Below are 6,324 nucleotides of genomic sequence, written 5' to 3'. Positions count from 1 at the left end.
CGAATATATCAATGGCTTCTACAATCCGCGCCGCCGACACTCAGCACTGGGCTGGAAAAGCCCCGTCGCTTTCGAACGGAAAGCGGCATAAACGAGCACTTGGGGCGGCACGAAAGCGCGACAGGTCCAGGTTAATCATTATCCACACGGCAACGAAACGGCAGGGAGATTTCGTAAAGGACCAAGTGCTGTCACTTTTCCCGGAACTCGCGTCTCGTGTTGCGCTTCAATATGCAGATATCCGACTGTCAAAAGCACTCGTCGTTTTGGACTCAAAATTCTTGTATTTTCAAACCCACGACGACCAAATGCCGTCGATCGGGGACCTGTGTCGCAAAAGTTGGCTCTGGCGAGACCGGGACCTTGACCGACAAAGCCACAAGACGCTGACGATGAATAGCTATGCACAGCCGTTGCGGATGTTGCGGGACCGCGTGGTCGCGCGGGTGCAAGAAACGGCGGATGATCAGGCAGCACACGCAAAGCCGCGGCGTTTATATGTCCGGCGTAGGCAGGCCGGACGCCTTCGCGGAATTGTAAACGAAGACCTCCTGATTGAAATGCTCGATGGGCTAGGCTTCGAAACCGTCTATTTCGAGGATCACAATGTATTGGAACAGGCGCGTTTGATGTCCCAAGCCGAGATCGTCGTCTCGGTTCATGGCGCAGGCATGACGAACATGCTCTATGTGCCAGAAGGGTGCTTGGTCGTGGAATTATCAAGCTTGCAGATCATCATGCTCAGGTTCGGTGATTTTAACCCTTTGGCCTTGGCATCAAAGGCAAAGTATTTACATTTCGTTGTTGATCATGACTGGCCGGATCAGGAGACAATACCAGACTTTAAAACGAACAGTATTGTTGGTCTCAAAGTAGATGAACTGGCCGTTCAGCAACTTCGGGCGCGCCTACTGGAACATGTCGAAGAAGTAGAATTTGAAACATTGATGGAAGAGGGGCGATCTCTGAACGACGCTTCGGATTTTGACGCTTTGGCTGAACTTCTTGACGACTACGCGGGTCGGTTGCTCCACAAAGCGGACATGCATGTTTGGGCCGCAAATTGCGCCGCGTCAGGCGGCGACTTTCACGGTGCGCTGGATCACTTGTTGCGTGCGGTACGGTTGGGGCCCATGCGTCAATCGTTACTGGAACGCGGATTACTTTTGGCGCACCGCCTTGGTCAGCAAATTGCGTTCGACGCGATTGCGTCCGACTACTTTTGCCATTCGGAATCGGCAGCAAGGTCCTTTTTCGCGGAAAACGGCTGGGGCCTGCCTGATGGTATTGAGCCAGATGTGCCTTCGGGAGCAGAGAAGCAGACCTATCTTCAACCAGTCGCCGATGTGACCGTTTGAAACAAGAGTTGAACCCCTGCAGAGCAATTCACAGGGGTTTCTTCTTGAGATATCGACGTGTTGCGTTCACACCTTTACGTGTCTTTCATGTTGAAGAAGTAAGGGGCACCCGTTGAAAATTGCTGCCATTCTCTTGATCGTTGCGTCCATCTTGGCGAGCTGCGACGCGACCCCGCGTCAATTAACCACTGAAGAACGCGAAGCCCAACGGTATGCCGAAGGTGAAGCCGCCGTTGCCGCCTGTCAGGCCACACGGTGCAAACAGCTGGACCTCGACGGGAACCTGCTGGCTGACTTTACCGTTCTGAACGCGATGTCCCATGTTGAGGTTCTAATGGTCAGCCGGACAAATTTTGTCGATCTCACCGATATCGCCGAAATGGGTCAGTTGCTGGAACTTCATATTTCGAACACGGGCGTCAATGATCTGACGGGCCTCAGCGCATTCTCGAACCTTGATGTGCTCCACATGGAAGGTCTGCGTGAAAAGCCAAGCCTCGCGCCGTTGGCATCACCTGCGTTGACTGGTCTCGTGGAACTCGCTTTGACGACTGAAAAAGAGGACAGCATCGCGTTCATCGCAAACATGCGCTCTCTGAAGCGGCTCAAATTCGGCTGGGGCGAAGTTGGGTCAATCAGACCGCTTGATGGGCATCCCTCCCTCGAGAAACTCTCGTCTGATTCCGATATTCTGTCGTGGCAACGCGGATTGCTGCGGATACCGCGCTTGCGTGAATTTTATGTTGGAACCGGAATGCGCAATCTGGATGATGGTATCCGGCAGTCGCTCGATGAGCGGGGCGTTCTAGCGATAGCGCCGCCCTTGGTCGTGTGTTAGTAGGTCTTTCAGGGGCAAAGGGTGGCGCGGCGGCGCGAAGCCTGTCACGGTCCGGTTGACGCCCGAATCTGGACGAAAAAGGACCGCGCCATGAAACACGTTCCCAAGCCAACGACTGACGAAGACCTGATTAAACAGTTCCTCGACAACGGCGGCAAGGTCACCAAAGGCAAGACCAAACCGATGCCCGACGATCTTGGCCTGTCCAACAACGTCTGGGGCAATAAGCTGACCAAAGATGAAAAGGCCGCGAAGAAGGGCAAGTAACGCCTTCAATTCGTCGCACTCTCAAGACACTTTGCCCGTCAGGCGCCCGCATCGTGGGGCTTGGTTGATGGTCTAAGAGGTGCGTTGTGATGATACGGCAAGCGATGAAAGCAGTTGCTCTGTTCTTCATGTCGACAGCGCCAGCCGCCGCGATTCCCATGGGCATCCGGACGGGTTGGAACGAAACGCTTTCGCTTTGGCTCGGGTTCTTCTGTTTCATGGCAGCCACGTCTGGGCTCGCGCTGCACGCGGCAAAGCCACCCCAAATCGCATTTCACAAGGTGCATACGGCGGAAATCAGTAGGCTCGCAAAAGTCTACCGCGCCATTTTCGACATCACGACAACAGGGTGTATGCTGATTGTCGTCTTCGGGCCCTATGCAATGGGCGAATGGAAAGTCGATCGGACGGAAGACATCGAAGCTGGCATTCTACAGATGCTTGAAGGCGGCCATGTAGCAGACGGGCACCCGCCAGCCGCTACCCCCAGCTATAATTGAACGACACGGTGATCCGTTCGTCTTCGGCCATGTTCATCGGCACTTCGTGGCGCAACCAGCTTTCCCACAGCAACACGTCACCCACATCGGGCTTCACGTACACAAATTGCTTCAACGCCTCTGGTGCGTCCTTCAAGCGGCCCGGTGCGGCCATCATCATCGCAAGACGCGGGTCTTCGAATTTAATCGCTGACGTGCCTTCGGGCATCGCTACATAGGTTGTGCCAGAGATCACCGAATGCGGATGGATATGAGCGGTATGGATGCCACCCTCAGGCAGAATGTTGATCCACAGGTCTTCTAACTTCAGCTCCTTATCGCCCAAATCGAAATGACATTCTTTGGCAAAGGCGGCCACGTGCTGATCCAAAGCTGCCACCAATTCCTTAAAGATCGGAAAACGCCAAGGTAGATCGGTAAGCGAGGCGTAAGAGGTATAGCCGGGAAACTCATTCGCCTCGCACCAATCCTGACCGGCCTCATCATCATTCGCGATCACATCGCATGACGTGGCCAGTTCATCCTGATCAATCTTGCCGTGGTCATTCAAAGGGGCGCGGTAAAGCGGGGTGGTGAAGAGGGGGGTTGTTTTGGTCATTGGAGGTCCTCGACGCGGCTGCGGGCGATCTAATTGGGATTTGTCCGTCTATATACAGGGCGCAAAGCTGATTGCGAGCAGGCATTGATCCGCTATGTTGCGTGGCATCGCACACTCCTGCCAAATCCTTAAAAACAAAGGGCCGTTAGGGGTTGCGAGACTCACAGAACCCCCCTATACGGCCAACTTCTACCCAATCCACTGGATTCGGGGTGACGCATATCGCGCGGCCTCCCAGTGTTTGAAACAAAGGAAAATGGCATGAAAGCCAATGAGTTGCGGGAAAAGACCCCCGACCAGCTTCGTGATGAGCTGGCAAATCTGAAAAAAGAATCATTCAACCTGCGCTTCCAGCAGGCCACTGGCCAAATGGAAAACACATCAGGTATCCGCGCTGCACGTCGCAACGCGGCTAAAGTCAAAACCATTCTGAACGAAAAAGCAGCAGCCGCTGCCAAGGAGGCTTAATCAATGCCTAAGCGTATCCTTACTGGGGTTGTGACAAGCAACCAGAACGCCCAAACAGTCACAGTTTCTGTTGAGCGCCGCTACAAGCACCCATTGCTTCAGAAAACAATTCGTAAGTCCAAAAAATACCGGGCGCACGATGAGCAGAATACCTTTAACGTAGGTGATCAAGTTCGCATTCAAGAATGTGCGCCTAAGTCAAAAACGAAACGCTGGGAAGTTATCGCTTCTTAAGCGGTACCCAACAGTATTAACGAAACCCTGGGCCCCCGGACAGAAATCGGGACTATGCCCATAGGTCGGAGAGAATCTAAATGATCCAGATGCAAACCAACCTAGATGTGGCTGACAACAGCGGCGCCCGCCGTGTTCAGTGCATTAAGGTTCTGGGTGGTTCCCACCGTCGTTACGCGAGTGTCGGTGACATTATCGTCGTATCGGTGAAGGAAGCCATTCCACGTGGTCGTGTAAAGAAAGGTGACGTCCGTAAGGCCGTCGTCGTACGCACCGCAAAAGAAGTTCGTCGCGCAGACGGCACAGCAATTCGTTTTGATAAAAACGCTGCTGTGATCCTGAACAACAACAATGAACCAGTAGGTACACGTATCTTTGGGCCAGTTGTTCGCGAATTGCGTGCGAAAAACTTCATGAAAATCATCTCACTTGCTCCGGAGGTGCTGTAACCATGGCTGCTAAGCTCCGTAAAGGTGACAGTGTCATCGTTCTTGCTGGTAAAGACAAAGGTCAGAAGGGCACAATTTCGTCCATCGATCCTAAGTCCGGCAAAGCCATCGTTGATGGTGTGAACATGGCGATCCGTCACACAAAGCAAACCCAGACATCTCAGGGTGGCCGCACGCCAAAGGCGATGCCGATCGACCTGTCCAATCTGGCAATTGTTGATGCAAATGGCAAAGCAACACGCGTTGGCTTCCGTATGGATGGCGAAGCGAAAGTTCGTTTTGCGAAAACAACAGGGGATGCGATCTAATGCTTGATAACGCAAACTACACCCCGCGCTTGAAAACTGCTTACGTCGACACGATCCGTGCTGCGATGAAAGAAGAATTCAGCTACAAAAACGACATGCAGATCCCACGTTTGGACAAAATTGTTCTGAACATCGGCTGCGGTGCAGAAGCTGTCCGTGACAGCAAGAAAGCAAAGTCGGCTCAAGAAGATCTGTCTACAATCGCCGGTCAAAAAGCGATGACAACACGCGCTAAGAAATCCATCGCTGGTTTCCGCGTTCGTGAAGACATGCCTCTTGGTGCAAAAGTGACCCTTCGTGGTGACAAGATGTACGAATTCCTTGATCGTCTGATCACAGTTGCAATGCCACGTATCCGCGATTTCCGCGGCGTATCCGGCAAATCTTTCGACGGTCGCGGCAACTACGCCACTGGCCTGAAAGAGCACATCGTGTTCCCAGAAATCAACTTTGATAAAGTTGACGAAAACTGGGGCATGGACATCGTAATCTGCACCACCGCCGGTAACGACGCTGAAGCAAAAGCACTGTTGAAGCACTTCAACATGCCTTTCAACAGCTAAGCGGTAGGGAGAATTTAGATATGGCTAAGAAATCCATGATCGCTCGCGAAGTTAAGCGCGAGAAATTGGTCGCTAAGTACGCTGAAAAGCGTGCTGCGCTCAAAGCAATCATCAACGACAAAGAGAAGCCAGTAGAAGAGCGTTTCAAGGCAACACTTGAACTCGCGAAACTGCCACGCAACTCGTCTGCTGTTCGCCTGCACAACCGGTGCCAGCTGACAGGTCGTCCACACGCTTACTACCGTAAGCTCAAGATCAGCCGGATCGCGCTGCGGGACCTTGGTTCCAATGGCGAAATTCCCGGCATGGTCAAGTCAAGCTGGTAAGGGAGCATAGATAATGAACGATCCTATCGGTGATATGCTCACACGTATCCGCAACAGCCAACTTCGCGGTAAGTCCACGGTTGAATCACCTGCTTCTAAAGCACGTGTTTCTGTCCTGAACGTACTGGCAGACGAAGGCTACATTCGCGGCTATGAGCTGACGACTGGCAAAGATGGCCATCCGGCAATCGAGATCAGCCTCAAGTACTACGAAGGCGAAGCTGTAATTCGTGAAGTGAAACGGGTCTCAAAACCTGGTCGTCGCGTTTACATGAGCGTCAATGACATCCCACAAGTCCGTCAGGGCCTGGGTGTGTCGATTGTCTCCACCTCCAAAGGTGTGATGACGGATGCAAGCGCACGGGCGGCCAACGTTGGCGGCGAAGTGCTCTGCACCGTATTCTAAGGAGAACAC

At 53.0% G+C, this 6,324-nt stretch carries 12 protein-coding genes; 11 read left to right on the top strand and 1 reads right to left on the bottom strand.

What is annotated here, in order from left to right; all coding sequences use genetic code 11:
• Positions 1–392: 392 nt before the first annotated feature.
• The 4 genes from MWU61_RS18265 (at position 393) to MWU61_RS18250 (ending at position 2,963) form a co-directional block, all read left to right on the top strand.
• On the top strand, positions 393–1,358 hold the full coding sequence (locus MWU61_RS18265; RefSeq protein ID WP_247129906.1) for a glycosyltransferase 61 family protein: 966 nt from the start codon (positions 393–395) through the stop codon (positions 1,356–1,358).
• Between the two features lie 112 nt (positions 1,359–1,470).
• Positions 1,471–2,196, top strand: coding sequence for a hypothetical protein (locus tag MWU61_RS18260; RefSeq protein ID WP_247129905.1), 726 nt, complete (start codon positions 1,471–1,473; stop codon positions 2,194–2,196).
• A gap of 90 nt (positions 2,197–2,286) precedes the next feature.
• A complete protein-coding gene (locus tag MWU61_RS18255) occupies positions 2,287–2,463 on the top strand; it encodes a hypothetical protein (protein WP_247129904.1) in 177 nt (58 codons plus the stop codon).
• Positions 2,464–2,552: 89 nt separating this feature from the next.
• Positions 2,553–2,963 carry a hypothetical protein gene (locus MWU61_RS18250; protein ID WP_247129903.1) on the top strand — a complete coding sequence of 137 codons (411 nt, stop codon included), beginning with the start codon at positions 2,553–2,555 and terminating at the stop codon, positions 2,961–2,963.
• On the opposite strand, the gene MWU61_RS18245 is transcribed toward MWU61_RS18250, so the two are convergent.
• Positions 2,944–3,561, bottom strand: coding sequence for a TIGR02466 family protein (locus MWU61_RS18245; protein WP_247129902.1), 618 nt, complete (start codon positions 3,559–3,561; stop codon positions 2,944–2,946). The genes MWU61_RS18250 and MWU61_RS18245 overlap by 20 nt on opposite strands.
• A 261-nt stretch (positions 3,562–3,822) precedes the next feature.
• Between MWU61_RS18245 and rpmC the strand changes: the two genes are divergently transcribed.
• The 7 genes from rpmC (at position 3,823) to rpsH (ending at position 6,315) form a co-directional block, all read left to right on the top strand.
• Complete coding sequence (gene rpmC, locus MWU61_RS18240; RefSeq protein WP_247129901.1) at positions 3,823–4,029, top strand: 50S ribosomal protein L29; 207 nt, start codon at positions 3,823–3,825, stop codon at positions 4,027–4,029.
• A gap of 3 nt (positions 4,030–4,032) precedes the next feature.
• A complete protein-coding gene (gene rpsQ, locus MWU61_RS18235; protein WP_247129900.1) occupies positions 4,033–4,263 on the top strand; it encodes a 30S ribosomal protein S17 in 231 nt (76 codons plus the stop codon).
• A gap of 80 nt (positions 4,264–4,343) precedes the next feature.
• A complete protein-coding gene (rplN, locus tag MWU61_RS18230) occupies positions 4,344–4,712 on the top strand; it encodes a 50S ribosomal protein L14 (RefSeq protein WP_183524614.1) in 369 nt (122 codons plus the stop codon).
• 2 nt (positions 4,713–4,714) lie between these two features.
• Positions 4,715–5,020, top strand: a complete 306-nt coding sequence (gene rplX, locus MWU61_RS18225; RefSeq protein ID WP_247129899.1) for a 50S ribosomal protein L24 — start codon at positions 4,715–4,717, stop codon at positions 5,018–5,020.
• Entirely contained in the window at positions 5,020–5,583 is a 564-nt protein-coding gene (rplE, locus tag MWU61_RS18220) for a 50S ribosomal protein L5 (RefSeq protein ID WP_247129898.1), read from the top strand. The genes rplX and rplE overlap by 1 nt, the downstream gene beginning before the upstream one ends.
• A 20-nt stretch (positions 5,584–5,603) precedes the next feature.
• On the top strand, positions 5,604–5,909 hold the full coding sequence (gene rpsN / locus MWU61_RS18215; RefSeq protein ID WP_247129897.1) for a 30S ribosomal protein S14: 306 nt from the start codon (positions 5,604–5,606) through the stop codon (positions 5,907–5,909).
• Positions 5,910–5,922: 13 nt separating this feature from the next.
• A complete protein-coding gene (gene rpsH / locus MWU61_RS18210) occupies positions 5,923–6,315 on the top strand; it encodes a 30S ribosomal protein S8 (RefSeq protein WP_247129896.1) in 393 nt (130 codons plus the stop codon).
• The last annotated feature ends 9 nt before the right edge of the window (positions 6,316–6,324 follow it).

The sequence above is a fragment of the Loktanella sp. F6476L genome (assembly GCF_023015725.1).
In the GTDB taxonomy this organism is placed as follows: domain Bacteria; phylum Pseudomonadota; class Alphaproteobacteria; order Rhodobacterales; family Rhodobacteraceae; genus Yoonia.
The sequence above is the reverse complement of the archived record's forward strand: the minus strand, read 5'-3'. Positions and strand labels throughout refer to the sequence as shown.